At 73.3% G+C, this 14,533-nt stretch carries 11 protein-coding genes; 6 read left to right on the forward strand and 5 right to left on the reverse strand.

What is annotated here, in order from left to right:
- Nucleotides 1–38 precede the first annotated feature (38 nt).
- Genes JK359_RS34870 through JK359_RS34890 form a run of 5 tightly spaced genes read right to left on the reverse strand, consistent with a single transcriptional unit; the run spans nt 39 to nt 5,769 of the window.
- Entirely contained in the window at nt 39–1,349 is a 1,311-nt protein-coding gene (locus tag JK359_RS34870; RefSeq protein WP_201843645.1) for a DUF58 domain-containing protein, read from the reverse strand.
- Nucleotides 1,349–2,338: an AAA family ATPase gene (locus JK359_RS34875; protein ID WP_201843711.1), complete on the reverse strand. Its 990-nt coding sequence runs from the start codon at nt 2,336–2,338 to the stop codon at nt 1,349–1,351. Before JK359_RS34875 ends, JK359_RS34870 begins: the two co-directional genes overlap by 1 nt.
- Complete coding sequence (locus JK359_RS34880) at nt 2,338–3,564, reverse strand: DUF4350 domain-containing protein (protein WP_201843646.1); 1,227 nt, start codon at nt 3,562–3,564, stop codon at nt 2,338–2,340. The genes JK359_RS34875 and JK359_RS34880 overlap by 1 nt, the downstream gene beginning before the upstream one ends.
- Nucleotides 3,561–4,313: a DUF4129 domain-containing protein gene (locus JK359_RS34885; RefSeq protein WP_201843647.1), complete on the reverse strand. Its 753-nt coding sequence runs from the start codon at nt 4,311–4,313 to the stop codon at nt 3,561–3,563. The genes JK359_RS34880 and JK359_RS34885 overlap by 4 nt, the downstream gene beginning before the upstream one ends.
- 28 nt (nt 4,314–4,341) lie before the next feature.
- On the reverse strand, nt 4,342–5,769 hold the full coding sequence (locus JK359_RS34890; RefSeq protein WP_201843648.1) for a glycerophosphoryl diester phosphodiesterase membrane domain-containing protein: 1,428 nt from the start codon (nt 5,767–5,769) through the stop codon (nt 4,342–4,344).
- Nucleotides 5,770–5,909: 140 nt separating this feature from the next.
- Between JK359_RS34890 and mtnA the strand changes: the two genes are divergently transcribed.
- The 6 genes from mtnA to hpf all read left to right on the forward strand — a co-directional run bounded on the left by mtnA (nt 5,910) and on the right by hpf (nt 14,329).
- Nucleotides 5,910–7,049, forward strand: coding sequence for an S-methyl-5-thioribose-1-phosphate isomerase (gene mtnA, locus JK359_RS34895; RefSeq protein WP_201843649.1), 1,140 nt, complete (start codon nt 5,910–5,912; stop codon nt 7,047–7,049).
- Between the two features lie 300 nt (nt 7,050–7,349).
- Entirely contained in the window at nt 7,350–8,039 is a 690-nt protein-coding gene (mtrA, locus tag JK359_RS34900) for a two-component system response regulator MtrA (RefSeq protein ID WP_187279108.1), read from the forward strand.
- A 1-nt stretch (nt 8,040) separates the two neighbouring features.
- Nucleotides 8,041–10,254: an MtrAB system histidine kinase MtrB gene (gene mtrB / locus JK359_RS34905; protein WP_236678935.1), complete on the forward strand. Its 2,214-nt coding sequence runs from the start codon at nt 8,041–8,043 to the stop codon at nt 10,252–10,254.
- Nucleotides 10,244–12,076 (forward strand): LpqB family beta-propeller domain-containing protein, encoded by a 1,833-nt coding sequence (locus JK359_RS34910; protein ID WP_201843650.1) that lies wholly within the window; start codon nt 10,244–10,246, stop codon nt 12,074–12,076. Before mtrB ends, JK359_RS34910 begins: the two co-directional genes overlap by 11 nt.
- Before the next feature lie 294 nt (nt 12,077–12,370).
- A complete protein-coding gene (locus tag JK359_RS34915) occupies nt 12,371–13,324 on the forward strand; it encodes a ComF family protein (protein WP_201843651.1) in 954 nt (317 codons plus the stop codon).
- Between the two features lie 312 nt (nt 13,325–13,636).
- Nucleotides 13,637–14,329: a ribosome hibernation-promoting factor, HPF/YfiA family gene (gene hpf / locus JK359_RS34920; protein WP_372445515.1), complete on the forward strand. Its 693-nt coding sequence runs from the start codon at nt 13,637–13,639 to the stop codon at nt 14,327–14,329.
- The last annotated feature ends 204 nt before the right edge of the window (nt 14,330–14,533 follow it).

Genomic DNA, 14,533 nt, shown 5'->3' on the forward strand with positions numbered 1-14,533 from the left:
CCTTGTCAAAAGCTCGGCGGGGCGGGGGGACGCCCGAATCAGAGTCGTCCCGCCGCCTTGAGAGCGAGGTAGGCATCCGCCAGAGCCGGCGCCAGGTTCGCCGACGTCGCGTCCACCACCGTCACCCCGTGCCGACGCAACTGCTCCGCCGTACGACTGCGCTCGCTCTGCGCCTGAGCGGCAGCCGCCGCCTCGTACACCGCTTCCACACTGCCCCGGGCCTGCGCCATCCGGGCGATGTGCGGATCCGCCACCGACGCCACCAGAACGGTGTGGCGCTGGGTGAGCTGCGGAAGCACGGGAAGCAGCCCCTGCTCCACCGGTGCCGCGTCCAGGGTCGTGAAAAGAACGATCAGCGAACGCCGCGGCGCCGTGCGCAGAGCAGTGGCCGTGAGCCCCCGAGCGTCCGTCTCCACGAGTTCCGGTTCCAGCGCGGCCATCGCGTTCACCACGGACGGCAGCACGTCACCGGCCGAGCGGCCCTGGACCAGGGCACGTGCCCGGCGGTCGTAGGCCAGCAGGTCCACGCGGTCGCCCGCACGAGAAGCGAGCGCCGCCAGCAGCAGGGCGGCGTCCATGGATGCGTCCAGGCGCGGGGTGTCACCCACCCGGCCGGCCGACGTGCGGCCCGTGTCCAGGACCAGGAGGATGTGACGGTCGCGCTCCGGGCGCCAGGTTCGGACGGCGACCGCGGACTGGCGGGCGGTGGCTCGCCAGTCGATCGACCGGGTGTCGTCGCCGGGGACGTACTCGCGCAGGCTGTCGAATTCCGTTCCCTCACCGCGGGTCAGGACACTGGTGCGGCCGTCGAGTTCGCGCAGTCGGGCGAGCCGCGACGGAAGATGCTTGCGGCTGGTGAACGGCGGCAGGACTCGTACCGTCCAGGGCACCTGGTGGGCGCCCTGGCGGGAGAACAGGCCGAGGGGGCCGTAGGAGCGGATCGTCACGCGGTCGGCCCGGCGGTCCCCGCGACGGGTGGGGCGCAGCCGGGTCGTCACGCGCCGGCGTTCGCCCGGAGGCACGGTCAGCCGGTGCCTGGAGGCTTCGACCTCCGTGCCCGGCTGCCAGCTGCTCGGCGGCCAGGCGTCCCGCAGCCGGGCCCGCAGCGGTCGGCGGGACGGATTGGTGATCGTGAGGGTGACGTCGGCGGTCTCGCCGAGCCGGGTGGCGGTGTCGCCGGAGCGGGTCAGCACGAGACGTCGTACCGGCGCGGCCAGCGCGTAGTCGCAGGCGCAGGCCAGGGCCAGGGGGCCGTTGACCGCGAGGATGCCGGTCCAGCCGGGTTCCAGGATGCCGACGGGGACCGAGCCGAGGGCCGCGATGAGGGCGGCGCGTCCGGTGAGGGCCATCAGCGGGGGACCGGGACGTGGGCGAGGATGGCGTTGATGACCGAGTCCGGGGTCACGCCCTCCATCTCCGCCTCGGGGCGTAGCTGGATCCGGTGGCGCAGGGTGGGCAGGGCGAGGGCCTTCACGTCATCGGGGATGACGTAGTCGCGGCCCGTCAGCCAGGCCCAGGCGCGCGAGGTGGCGAGCAGGGCGGTGGCGCCGCGGGGGGAGACTCCGAGGGTCAGGGAGGGCGACTCGCGGGTCGCCCGGCAGATGTCCACGACGTAGGCGGTGATCTCGGGGGACACGGTCGTCGTGGCGACCGCGGCACGGGCCGCCTCGAGGTCGGCCGGGCCGGCGACGGGGCGCACGCCGGCGGCGCGCAGGTCGCGCGGGTTGAAGCCGGCGGCATGACGGGTCAGCACATCGATCTCGTCCTGCCGCGAGGGCAGAGGGATCGTCAGTTTCACCAGGAAGCGGTCGAGTTGGGCTTCGGGGAGGGGGTAGGTGCCCTCGTACTCGACCGGGTTCTGGGTGGCGGCGACCAGGAACGGTTCGGGCAGCGGGCGCGGGGTGCCGTCGACCGTGACCTGGCGCTCCTCCATCGCCTCCAGCAGGGAGGACTGGGTCTTGGGCGGGGTGCGGTTGATCTCGTCCGCGAGGAGCAGGTTGGTGAAGACCGGGCCGGGCTGGAAGGAGAACGCGGCGGTGCGGGTGTCGTAGACGAGGGAGCCGGTGACGTCGCTCGGCATCAGGTCCGGAGTGAACTGAACCCGCTTGGTGTCGAGTTCGAGTGCGGACGCGAGCGCCCGGACGAGCAACGTCTTGGCGACCCCGGGAACTCCTTCGAGCAGTACGTGTCCGCGGCAGAGGAGGGCGACGACGAGGCCGGTCACGGCGGGGTCCTGGCCGACCACGGCTTTGGCGATCTCGGCGCGCAGGGCTTCCAGGGAGGCGCGTGCGGTGCCTGCGTCCCCGGTCCGCCCGGCGTTGTCAGTGGTCGGGTCCATCATGAACGGCGTACCTCTCTTTCGAGGGCGTCGAGTTGGTCGGTCAGTCTGATGAGGGCCGCGTCGTCGCCGGGCGGCGGTCCGAAGAGCAGGTGGTGCAGGGCCTGTCCGTCGCCGGAGAGGTGGGCGGACAGGGCGGGAAGCAGGGCCTCGGGCGTGTGCGCCCGGGCGAGGGGGACGCCGACGAGGGGGGCGAGCCGGGTGCGGGTGGTGGCACGGAGAGCGGTGGCCGCGCGGTCGCGGGCGTTGGCGTTGCGGTAGAGGCGGGCCCGGCCTTCGGCGGTCTCCGAGGCGCGGATCGCGACGGGGAGCCTCTCGGTCACGAGGGGGCCGAAGCGGCGGGCCCGCCAGAAGGCGGCGAGGACCGCTGCGACGAACAGCTGCAGGGTGGCCCAGAGCCAGCCCGAAGGGAGCAGGTCGAGGAAGTTCTTCCGCTCGCCGGTGCCGGTGGCGGAGGCGTCGGACAGCGAGGGGAGGTACCAGACCAGATGGGGGCGGGAGCCGAGGAGTTGGAGGGCGAGCGAGGCGTTGCCCTGCTCGTCGAGGCGGTCGTTGTAGAGGATGTCGGGCGCGCCGAGGACGACGGTGTCGCCGTCCCCGGAGGCCGCGGGGATGCGCAGCAGGGTGGCGAGGCGCTCGCTGGGATAGCAGGAGTCGGCGTCGAGGTGGGTGGTGGTGTAGCGGATGCCGCCGGTGTCGGCGGTTCCTGCGCGCCGGGCTTCGGGCAGGGTGCAGTGCGGGGCGAGCGTGGGGTCGCCGCTGGTGGCGGGGTCCGCGGTGACCCCGGGGGCGAGCCGCTCGACGGACCAGCTGCCGGCTGCGAGGAGCACGGTGCGGCCGCCGGAGGTTGCGGTGGTCCCGTGCAACCGGTCCTGCTGACGGTGGGTCAGCCGGTCGGGTACGGCGACCAGGAGGGTGGTGTCGGGGCCGGCGGCGGCGCGTGCCTCGTCGAGTGTGGTGACCACGCGCGTGGAGACGCCGCGCTCGGCGAGGAGTTGGGCGACGGCGCGGCTGCCGTAGGGGTCGGGGGAGCGCGGGTCCAGGTCGCCGTGGCGAGTGGTGGAGCGTACGGCGGCCATGGCGACGGCCGCTGCCAGGATGAGTACGACGGCGAGCGCGATGCCTCGGGAGCGGGTCCACAGCTGACGGCGGGGCGGCGTGGAAGTGGCCGTCCCGGCCGCCGTGGGCGCGGCGGAGGTGGTCGTGGGCGTGGCCTCGGTGGTCACCGGGTGACCCCCTGGCGGCTGCTGTGGGCCGTGCTGGTGGCGTCGGCGGCGAGGCTGGGACTGGTGCGTTCCAGGTCGCGGTCGAGTGCGGCCATGCGCTGGTACGACTGTTCGCTCGCCCTGCGCCCGCCGTACGTGACGCCGTCGAACTCCTGGGCGGCGGCGCGCAGTCGGTCGGTGTGCGCGGGAAGTACGCGGCCGGCCTCGGCGGCTGCTTCGTCGGCGGTGCGGCCGGGGCGTGAGTCGAGCAGGGCCCGTTCCTCCAGGGAGCGGACGAGGGCTCGCATGCGTTCCTGGACCGCCTGGTTCCAGTGGCCCTGGGCGGCATGGGCCTCACTGGCCGCTCGGTGTTCGGCGGCGCTGCGGGGGCGGTCGCCGAACAGAACGGCGGCGGAGGCGGGCAGGCGGCGCGGGGTGCCGAGACGCCACCACAGGGCGGCCAGGACGGCGACGACGAAGAGGATCACGACGACCAGGCCCGCCGCGCCGCCGGGCGTCGCCGACGCGGCCGAGCTGAACAGCCGGTCGACCCAGTCCCAGAACGCGTTCAGAGCGCGTTGGAGCAGGCTCGGGTCGTTCTCGTGGTACATCCGCTTGGACAGTTCGCGCCGGGCCGCCTCCCGGGCGGCATCGCGCCCGATGGTGACCGGCGGTTCGTCGCCCGAGCCGGCGGCCGGCAGGGCCCCGTGTGCCGCTCGCAGCAGGGTCGGTACGACCCTGCCGGTGGCGCCGGGCGGGGCCGCTGCCATGAGAACTCCCCCCGTGAGGCTCACCGCATCAGCTCCCGGGGACCGGGCCGGTGCCGTAGCCCTGCACACCGGCGGCGCGGGCCAGTTCGAGGTCGAGGGCCTCGCGGCGGATGCGCTGGTCGATGTAGAGGAGCACGGTGACGCCGGCGCTGATCGGGAGGGTGAGCGTGGTGCCGATCAGGGAGCCGATCCCGCGGATGATCAGGAACGCCCAGCCGACGTGTCCGCCGCTCGTGGCGAGGAAGTTGTCCATTCCGTCGTCGCTCACGGCGGCGCCGATGAGGGCGAAGGGGATGGTGACGAGCGCCGAGACGATGTTGGCGATCAGTCCGGCCAGCAACTGGATGCCGAGGATGCGCCACCAGGAGCCGCGCACCAGCTTGGCGGAGCGGCTCATGGACTTCAGGACGCCCTGTCGTTCGAGCATCAGGGCGGGCGCGGCCAGGGAGAAGCGGATGGCCAGCCACACCGCGACGACGATGGCGGCCAGGATGCCCAGGGCGAACAGGGCGGCTCCGCCGGAGTCGCTGCCTCCGCCGGCCAGGACGAGGATGCCGGGCAGTGTCCCGGCCACGATCACGCCGACGGTGATCAGGCCGAGCAGTATGAGCAGCCCGGCCAGCTTGGGGAGTTGCGGGCGGGACTCACGCCAGGCCTCGCCAGTGCTGACCGGCTTGCCGAGCACGGCCCGGCTGGTGACGGTCGTGAGCAGCGCCGTTGCGACGATCATGGCGGCCACCGTGATGACCGTCATGATGCCGGTGCCGATCATCGTCTCGCGCAGGGCGCGGAACACCTCGTCGGGGGTGGCCGTCCGGCTGTCCAGGGAGGACTGGCTGAGGGCGTCGTTGAGGACGAAACCCTGCAGCAGGACCAGGCTGGTGTCCACGAACAGGGCGACGGCCAGCGAGATACCGAGGACCGTGCGCCAGTAGGTGCGCATGGTGGAGACGGCGCCGTCGAGGATCTCGCCGACGCCGAGCGGGCGCAGCGGGATGACACCGGGCTTGGCGGCGGGCGGGGGTCCGCCCCAGCCGCCGCCCCAGGCGGGGTAGCCGCCCGGGGTGCCGTAGCCGCCGGGCGCCGCGGGAGGTCCTCCGTGACCACCGCCTCCGTAGCCGCCGGGGCCGTAGCCGCCCGGGCCGGGACCGTAGCCGCCGGGGCCGGGACCGTAGCCGCCGGGGCCGGGAGCGCCGGGCGGCCGGCCGCCCCAGCCCGGGCCGGGGGGTGGGGGCGGCGGGGCCTGGTTGGGGTCGGGGGCACCCGTGGGCGCGGACCACTGGCCCGGTGGCGGCTGCTCCTTCGACCACTTCCCGCCCGGGCCCTGCGATTCGCTGCCCGGCTGCGGCTCGGGCTCGGCGGGGCCGGGTCGGTCGGAGGGGTGGGACGCACCGGGTTCCCGCCCCTCGGACGACGGGGCGGATCCGGGCGAGGCCCAGCCCGGAGTGTCTGTCATCGAAACTCCTTCTCGGTGCCCGTCCGCGGTCGCGGCGGCAGGTTGGCAGCCATCGTGCCATGGGCTGGTCACCGGGGTACCGGCCGCGGTATGGGCTGGACACCTTCAATTGTCCGCCGGATCCGGGGCAGACTGACGGCATGGCTGATCAGCAGGCGCGAACCGGCGAGGACAGGCGGCCGACCCAGATACCGGTGATCCGTTGGGAGGAACCACCAGAAGGTCCCGTGCTGGTCCTCCTCGACCAGACGAGGCTCCCGGCCGAAGAAGTCGAGTTGGTGTGCACGGACGCGCCGGCGCTGGTGGAGGCGATCCGTTCGCTCGCCGTGCGCGGGGCCCCGCTGCTCGGCATCGCGGGGGCGTACGGCGTCGCGCTCGCCGCCGCGCGCGGCTTCGACGTGGCCGAGGCGGCGCGGGCGCTCGAAGAAGCCAGGCCCACCGCGGTGAACCTGTCCGTCGGTGTGCGCCGGGCTCAGGCCGCGCACCAGGAGGCGCTGGCCGCCACCGGCGACCCGACCGCCGGTGCCGTGGCGGCGCTGGCCGCGGCGCGGGCGCTGCACCAGGAGGACGCCGTCGCCAGCACCCGGATGGCCGCCCATGGTCTGGCGCTGCTGGACGAGTTGCTGCCCGGTGGCGGGCACCGGATCCTCACCCACTGCAACAGCGGGTCGCTGGTGTCGGGTGGGGAGGGCACGGCCTTCGCGGTGACGCTGGCGGCGCACCGGGCGGGGCGGCTGCGGCGGCTGTGGGTGGACGAGACGCGTCCGTTGCTGCAGGGCGCGCGCCTGACGGCGTACGAGGCGGCCCGCAGTGGCATGGCGTACACCCTGCTCACCGACAACGCGGCGGGTTCCCTGTTCGCGGCGGGTGAGGTGGACGCGGTGCTGATCGGGGCGGACCGGATCGCGGCCGACGGCTCGGTGGCGAACAAGGTGGGGAGCTATCCGCTCGCCGTGCTCGCCCGGTACCACCACGTGCCGTTCATCGTGGTGGCGCCGGTGACCACGGTCGATCCGGCCACTGCGGACGGGGCGTCCATCGAGGTCGAGCAGCGGCCGGGCTTCGAGGTGACCGAGCTTTCAGCGCCGCAGGTGCCGGTGGCGGGAGCGGGCGGCGGAATTCCGGTGGCGCCCCTGGGGACGCAGGCGTACAACCCGGCGTTCGACGTGACGCCGCCGGAGCTGATCACGGCCGTCGTCACCGAGGAAGGGGTCGTTTCACCCGTGACGGCCGAGGCTCTTGCGGAGCTGTGCGCCGGGCAGGGACGGACCGCCGCCTGACGAAGCGGACGCGGGCGGCCGTTCTCCGCGGTGGCGCTGACATGGCGCTCACCGCCGCGCGGCCGCCGCTCCGGCCTGCCCGCGCCCGGTCCGGCGGCCGTGGGAAACGGCCCGTCCGGCCTCCGGCGGCGCGGTCCGGCGGCCGTGGGAAACGGCCGGTCCGGGCTCCCGGCGGCGCGGTCCGGGGCGGATCTGCCGGGCAACCGGCGGGCGGGGGCAGACAGTGACGGCTCCGTGCGGCTATGGTCACCGGCCAGTGACCTCCCTCACCAGGGCGCCTGTCGCTGTTATGAGAATGGGATGATGTCGTTTATGAAGGGACGAGTCCTTGTCGTCGACGACGACACCGCACTGGCCGAGATGCTCGGCATTGTGCTGCGTGGTGAAGGTTTTGAGCCGTCTTTCGTAGCCGACGGCGACAAGGCGCTGGCCGCTTTCCGTGAGTCCAAGCCCGACCTGGTGCTCCTCGACCTGATGCTGCCCGGCCGGGACGGCATCGAGGTGTGCCGGCTGATCCGGGCCGAGTCCGGCGTGCCGATCGTGATGCTCACGGCGAAGAGCGACACCGTCGACGTTGTCGTGGGCCTGGAGTCGGGCGCCGACGACTACATCGTCAAGCCGTTCAAGCCCAAGGAGCTGGTGGCCCGTATCCGGGCGCGGCTGCGCAGGTCGGAGGAGCCGGCGCCGGAGCAGCTGACCATAGGTGACCTGGTCATCGACGTGGCCGGCCACTCGGTGAAGCGGGACGGGCAGTCGATCGCGCTGACCCCGCTCGAGTTCGACCTGCTGGTCGCGCTCGCGCGCAAGCCGTGGCAGGTGTTCACCCGCGAGGTGCTGCTCGAGCAGGTGTGGGGCTACCGGCACGCGGCCGACACGCGGCTCGTCAACGTGCACGTCCAGCGGCTGCGCTCCAAGGTCGAGAAGGACCCGGAGCGGCCGGAGATCGTGGTGACCGTCCGTGGTGTCGGTTACAAGGCCGGACCCAGCTGACATGTCCGGGGACAGTGCCGCTTCGGCTCCCGGCCGGTCCGGGGGCCGCCCGGGGCGGCCTGTCGGCCGGACGGTGGGTGCGCGTGTGAGGCGTCTGTTCGAGGGCGGGCTGCTGCAGGGCGGAGTCCAGGGCAGCCCGGTCCTCCGGCTGTTCCTGCGCTGGGTGCGCCGTCCGCTGCTGCCGGTGATGCGGCTGTGGCGGCGCAACATCCAGCTGAGGGTCGTCGCCACGACCCTGCTGATGTCCCTGGGCGTTGTCCTGCTGCTGGGCTTCGTCGTGATCGGGCAGGTGCGAAACGGCCTGCTGGACGCGAAGGTGAAGGCCTCGCAGAGCCAGGCCACGGGCGGTTTCGCGGTGGCCAAGCAGAAGGCCGACGAAGCGGCCGGTGGTACCGGCGCGGCTGCCGGGACAGGCACCGCCGACGGCACCGCCACGGCGGACGGCCGGCAGTCGCAGAACGTCATCCCGTGGATGAGCGACCTCGTGGAGTCGCTGTCCAGCGGCGGTGCGGGCGCCTTCGACGTGGCGACGCTGCCCGTGGGCGACGACGCCGGCGGCGGCCGCAGCCCGCGTGGCTCCGGGAACGTCAATCCGACCTCCAGCGTGCCCGCGAGCCTGCGTGAGCGGGTCAACGGCGGTACGACGGCCGCCCAGAGCTACACGCGGATCGTCTACTCCAACGGCAAGGAGTCCCAGCCGGCACTGGTCATCGGCAAGCAGGTCAACGACCCCAACGGCCGACCGTACGAGCTGTACTACCTCTTCCCGCTCACGCAGGAGGAGAAGTCCCTGAGCCTGGTCAAGGGCACCCTGGCGACCGCCGGGCTGTTCGTCGTCGTCCTGCTCGGTGCCATCGCCTGGCTGGTGGTGCGGCAGGTCGTCACGCCGGTGCGGATGGCGGCCGGGATCGCCGAGCGGCTCTCCGCCGGGCGGCTGCAGGAACGGATGAAGGTCACCGGCGAGGACGACATCGCCCGCCTGGGCGAGGCCTTCAACAAGATGGCGCAGAACCTCCAGGTCAAGATCCAGCAGCTGGAGGACCTGTCCCGGATGCAGCGGCGGTTCGTCTCCGACGTCTCGCACGAGCTGAGGACGCCGCTGACGACCGTACGGATGGCCGCCGACGTCATCCACGAGGCGCGCGAGGACTTCGATCCGGTGACCGCCCGGTCGGCGGAGCTGCTCGCCGACCAGCTGGACCGGTTCGAGTCGCTGCTCGCCGACCTGCTGGAGATCAGCCGGTTCGACGCGGGCGCGGCGGCGCTGGAGGCCGAGCCGATAGACCTCAGGGAGGTCGTCCGCCGGGTCGTCAGCGGTGCCGAACCGCTCGCCGAGCGCAAGGGCACCCACATACGGGTCGTCGGCGACCAGCAGCCCGTCGTGGCCGAGGCCGATGCCCGGCGCCTGGAGCGCGTCCTGCGCAACCTCGTGGTCAACGCCGTCGAGCACGGCGAGGGCAAGGACGTCGTCGTCAAGCTCGCCGCGGCGGGCGGGGCGGTGGCCATCGCCGTACGCGACTACGGCGTCGGGCTGAAGCCGGGCGAGGCGACCCGTGTGTTCAGCCGGTTCTGGCGGGCCGACCCGGCACGCGCGCGTACCACCGGCGGTACGGGTCTCGGGCTGTCGATCGCCCTGGAGGACGCCCGGCTGCACGGCGGCTGGCTGCAGGCCTGGGGCGAACCGGGCGGCGGCTCGCAGTTCCGGCTGACGCTGCCGAGGACCGCGGACGAGCCGCTGCGGGGGTCGCCGATACCGCTGGAGCCCAAGGACTCACGTCGCAACCGCGGTCTCGACGCCGCCGGCCCGGCCCGCGGCGGCGACGAGAAGCGGGCGACCGTTCCGGTGCAGCAGGGCGGTGCCCAGCCACCGGCGCTGGCGCCCGGGGCGTCGCTCGCGCCGCGGCTGTCCGCCGTCGCCCCGGCCGCAGGCCCGACCGCCCTGCCCGGCAACGGCAACGGCGCGCGCGTGGTCCCCAGGCCGACGGGTGGCACACCGCGCCCCGGCGACGGGCCCGCCGCACGGCCGGCACCCGACGCGGACAGGGCCCGGCCCGACACGGCGCGGTCGGACACGGCGCGATCGGACGTGGCTCGGGCGGACGCGGCGCGATCGGATGTGGCTCAGCCCGATGCGACGCGACCGGACACTGCTCCGGCGGACGCGGTCGCAACGGAGGATTCGACGGATCCAGGGGAGGAATTTCGTGGCCGCTGACCGCACGGGGGGCGCACGGCGGCGGCCGGGACGCGGGGCGGCGTGCACCGCTCTGGGGGTCGTTCTGCTGGCCGGGTGCGCCTCGATGCCCGACAACGGTGACCTGCGGGACGTGGAGTCCACGCCCCGGCAGGAGACCGGAGTCCGGGTGTTCGCGATGCCGCCGGCCGACGGTGCCGGTCCCGGCGAAATCATGCAGGGCTTCCTGGAGGCGCTGACCAGCGACGACCCGGAGTACGACACGGCCCGCAAATACCTGTCGCCCGACGCCGCGAACGCCTGGCGGCCGGAGCGGTCGACCACGGTCCTGGTGAACGGGCCGAGCCTCGAGACCGACTGCCGCCCCGGCGGCCGCGAGGAGACCAACAGCGTCACCTGCGTGCTGGCCGGCACCAAGGTCGCCACGGTCGACGATCAGCAGGCGTACCAGCCCGCCGCCGGCCCGTACCGCAAGAAGCTGCACCTCACGAAGAACCCCAAGAGCGGGCAGTGGCGCATCGACGGACTCCCCGACGGTGTCGTCATGGGCAAGTCGGACTTCCAGCGGAACTACACGTCCGTCGACAAGTACTACTTCGCCTCCAACACGGCGGTCGGGGCGGGCGGGGAGCCGGTGACGGTCGCCGACCCGGTGGTCGTGCGCAGCAAGGTCGACGCGATGACGCAGATGGTCCGCTCGCTGCTGACCGGGCCCACCACCTGGCTCGAGCCGGTGGTCAGGTCCAGCTTCCCGACCGGCACGGCGCTGCAGAAGGACGTGTCGGGCCTGGCGCCGGACGACCAGAACAAGGTGACGGTGCCGCTGAACCTCAAGGCGTCCCGGGTCGCGGCGAGCAAGTGCACCGAAATGGCCACCCAGGTGCTGTTCACCCTGCGCAACCTGGCGCCGACGCTGCAGTCCGTCGAGCTGCAGGGCGCCGGTGGCGACCGGCTCTGCGAGCTGACCGGGGAGCGCGCCGAGTCCGCCGCCTGGCACGGGTCGGCCAAGCGCCCCGAGTACCTGTACTTCCTCGACGGCAAGCACCGGGTGGTGCGGATGCCGACCGGGAGCACCGGCACCGGCGCCGTTCCGGTGCCGGGTCCGCTGGGCGAGACCGGCAAGGTGCTGCAGTCGGTGGCGGTGTCACGGGACGAGCGCACCGCGGCCGGCGTGGCCGACCAGGGCAGGTCGCTGTACGTGGCGTCGCTGGCGTCGGGTGGCTCGCTCGGCGACGCGGTGGTGACCAGTGCCGGTACGAAGCCCGCCGACCGGCTGACCACCCCGAGCTGGGACGCCCGCGGCGACCTGTGGGTGGCCGACCGTGATCCGCACCGGGCGCGGGTGTTCGTCCTGGAGCAGGGCGTCGCCGATCCGGAGCAGGTCGCCGTCCCGGACCTGTCCGGTCAGATCAAGGACGCGAGGGTGGCCGCCGACGGGGCGCGGATCGCCCTGGTCGTGGAGAAGGACGGCAAGCAGTCCCTGCTCATCGGACGGATCCAGCGCGACGACGGCACCGGGCAGGGCATCTCCGTGGACGGGCTGCGCCCGGCGGCACCGGACCTGGAGGAGGTCAGCGCGATCTCCTGGGCCGGGGACAGCCGGCTGCTCGTCGTGGGCCAAGAGCAGGGCGGCGTGCAGCAGATGCGCTACGTCCAGGTCGACGGCTCCACGCTCGACGCGCCGGCGCCGGGTGCGCTCACCGGGGTGAAGGCGGTCGCCGCGTCCGAGGACGAGCGGGTGCCACTGGTGGCCTACTCCGAGGACGGGATCGTGCGACTGCCGTCCGGTGCGCAGTGGCAGAAGATCGACAAGGACGGTACGGCGCCGGTCTATCCGGGCTGAGGACGCGGCCGGCGCCGCGGCGGCACCCTGCGCCTGCTTCCGCGGTGGCATCCCGGACCTGCTTCCGCGGCGGCACCCCGGACCTGCTTCCGCGGCGGCACTCTGTGCCTGCCTTCGCGGTGGCATCCCGGACCTGTTTCCGCGGCGGCACCCCGCAGCTGCTTTCGCGGCGGCGCACGGGTGTGCCGCCCGTCGGCCGTGTGAGTGACGCGTCGGCTTCGCTGCCCCGGGTTGTCCACAGGGCGTTGTCCACAGGGGTGGCCGGTCCGTGCCGGCGTCGGCACAGTGGTGGGCATGCGGGGGTGGTGGCACGACCTCACCGACCTGGTGCTCCCGGCCGACTGCGCGGGCTGCGGGGCACCTCGTACGGCGCTGTGCCCGCGGTGCCGGGCGGCACTGGACGGTGCGGCGGCGCGGCGGGCGCGTCCGGCACCGGAGCCTGCCGGGCTGCCGGCGGTGTACGCCGTTGCGCCGTACGCCGACGAGGTCCGTGCGCTGCTCCTGGCGCACAAGGAGCGGGGTGCGCTGGCGCTCGCGGGCGCGCTGGGTACGGCGCTGGCGGGAGCCGCGCGAGCGGGGCTCGACGGGCAAGGGGCGGCTGTGGGGCCTGCTGGGCGGCCGGGTGCCGGGCGCGGGGCGGCTGTGGGATCTGCTGGGCGGCCCGGTGCCGGGCGCGGCGCTGGTGTGGGAACGGCCGGGTGGTCTTGGCGCGGGCCTGTGCTGCTGGTGCCCGTGCCCTCCGCCCGGTGGGCCGTGCGGGCGCGTGGGCACGATCCGGTGCGGCGGATGGCGCTCGCTGCGGCCGGCGAGCTGCGGCGCACCGGGACACCGGCCCGGGTGGCGGCCGTGCTGCGCCAGCGGCGGGCCGTCGCGGACCAGGCCGGGCTGGACGCCCGGCGGCGCCTGGAGAACGTCGCGGGTGCGCTGGAGGTGGCTGCCGGCGGCGCCCGGCTGCTCGGTGCGGGTCCCGTCGTGCTGGTCGACGACCTCATGACGACGGGGGCCACCCTCGCGGAGGCGGCGCGAGCGCTGCGGGAGGCGACGGTATCCCGCCGTGATGGAGGGCCACTCGTGTATGCGGCCGTAACCCGGGAAGGTAGGGAGGAACGACGGATCGGTGCCCGGACGGAGTGGACGGAGTGGATGCACAGTGCACCGGAAATGGCGGTGCCGAACGCCCTCGGGCAGGTTCTCCACGCCGCCGTGATCGCCGCGCCTCTCGATTCCCTCGAAATAACCAGGAACTGACCGTCTACCTGCATCGTTGCAGGTAGTGAGACGGGTAATTCACCTGAACGGAGGTACGTCGCAGTAGAGGGTGACGACATCCGTCCGGGCGAGATATGTTCGGTTGAGAGGAAAGGCGCAGGCCACACCTCTCATATCCGAATGCCGTGCTGCGGGTTTTCCGCAATCACCCGCACCGGTGGGGTGCAGATCTCGCCCTTGGGGGAGGAGGAGGTGGAAGTCACCGAGTCCGCGGTCCGGTGATCACCGGACCTGGTGCAAAAGGGAGATGCTCCGCCGATGCAGCGGAGCGATCCGGGAACGGAGTTCTGCGTGGACATCGTCGTCAAAGGCCGCAAGACCGAGGTGCCCGAGCGGTTCCGCAAGCACGTGGCCGAGAAGCTGAAGCTGGAGAAGATCCAGAGGCTCGATGCCAAGGTGATCAGCCTCGACGTCGAGGTGTCCAAGGAGCCCAACCCCCGTCAGGCCGACCGCAGTGACCGAGTGGAGATCACGCTCCGCTCCCGCGGTCCGGTGATCCGGGCGGAGGCAGCGGCCAGCGACCCGTACGCGGCACTCGACCTGGCGGCCGAGAAGCTGGATGCCCGCCTGCGCAAGCAGCACGACAAGCGGTTCTCGCGCCGAGGCGCGCGCCGGATCCCCGCGGCAGAGGTCGCCGACCACGTCCCCGGTGTGGCGACGCTGACCAGCGACGGCGTCCCCGTCCCGGCAGAGGAGACGGAGGGCGTGCCGACGAAGAAGATCGGCTCGCTGGAGGTCACGGGAGAAGGCCCCCTCATCGTCCGCGAGAAGACACACGTCGCCTCCCCGATGACCCTCGACCAGGCTCTCTACGAGATGGAACTGGTCGGCCACGACTTCTACCTGTTCGTCGACTCCGAGACCAAGGAGCCGAGCGTCGTCTACCGGCGCCACGCCTACGACTACGGCGTGATCCACCTCAGCACGGACCCGATGGTCACCGAGGCGCAGCCCCACGCGGCAGGGGGCACGCTGGGCGGCTGACCCACCCGGCTGAAGCTGAGCCGGTGCCCCTGGAGCGCGCGCGTGTGCGCCCCCAGGGGCACCGGTGTGCGACCACTTCGCGCCCCGCACGTCACCTCTGTGTCGCCCGGGCATGAAATCATGGCCGGACCGGCCCAACCGGTGGGCCGCTGCCTTGGGTTGGCGATGGCACAGGACCACAGGCCACAGCCTTCAGGGGGAGGA

This window comes from Streptomyces actinomycinicus, assembly GCF_016741775.1.
Lineage (GTDB): Bacteria > Actinomycetota > Actinomycetes > Streptomycetales > Streptomycetaceae > Streptomyces > Streptomyces actinomycinicus.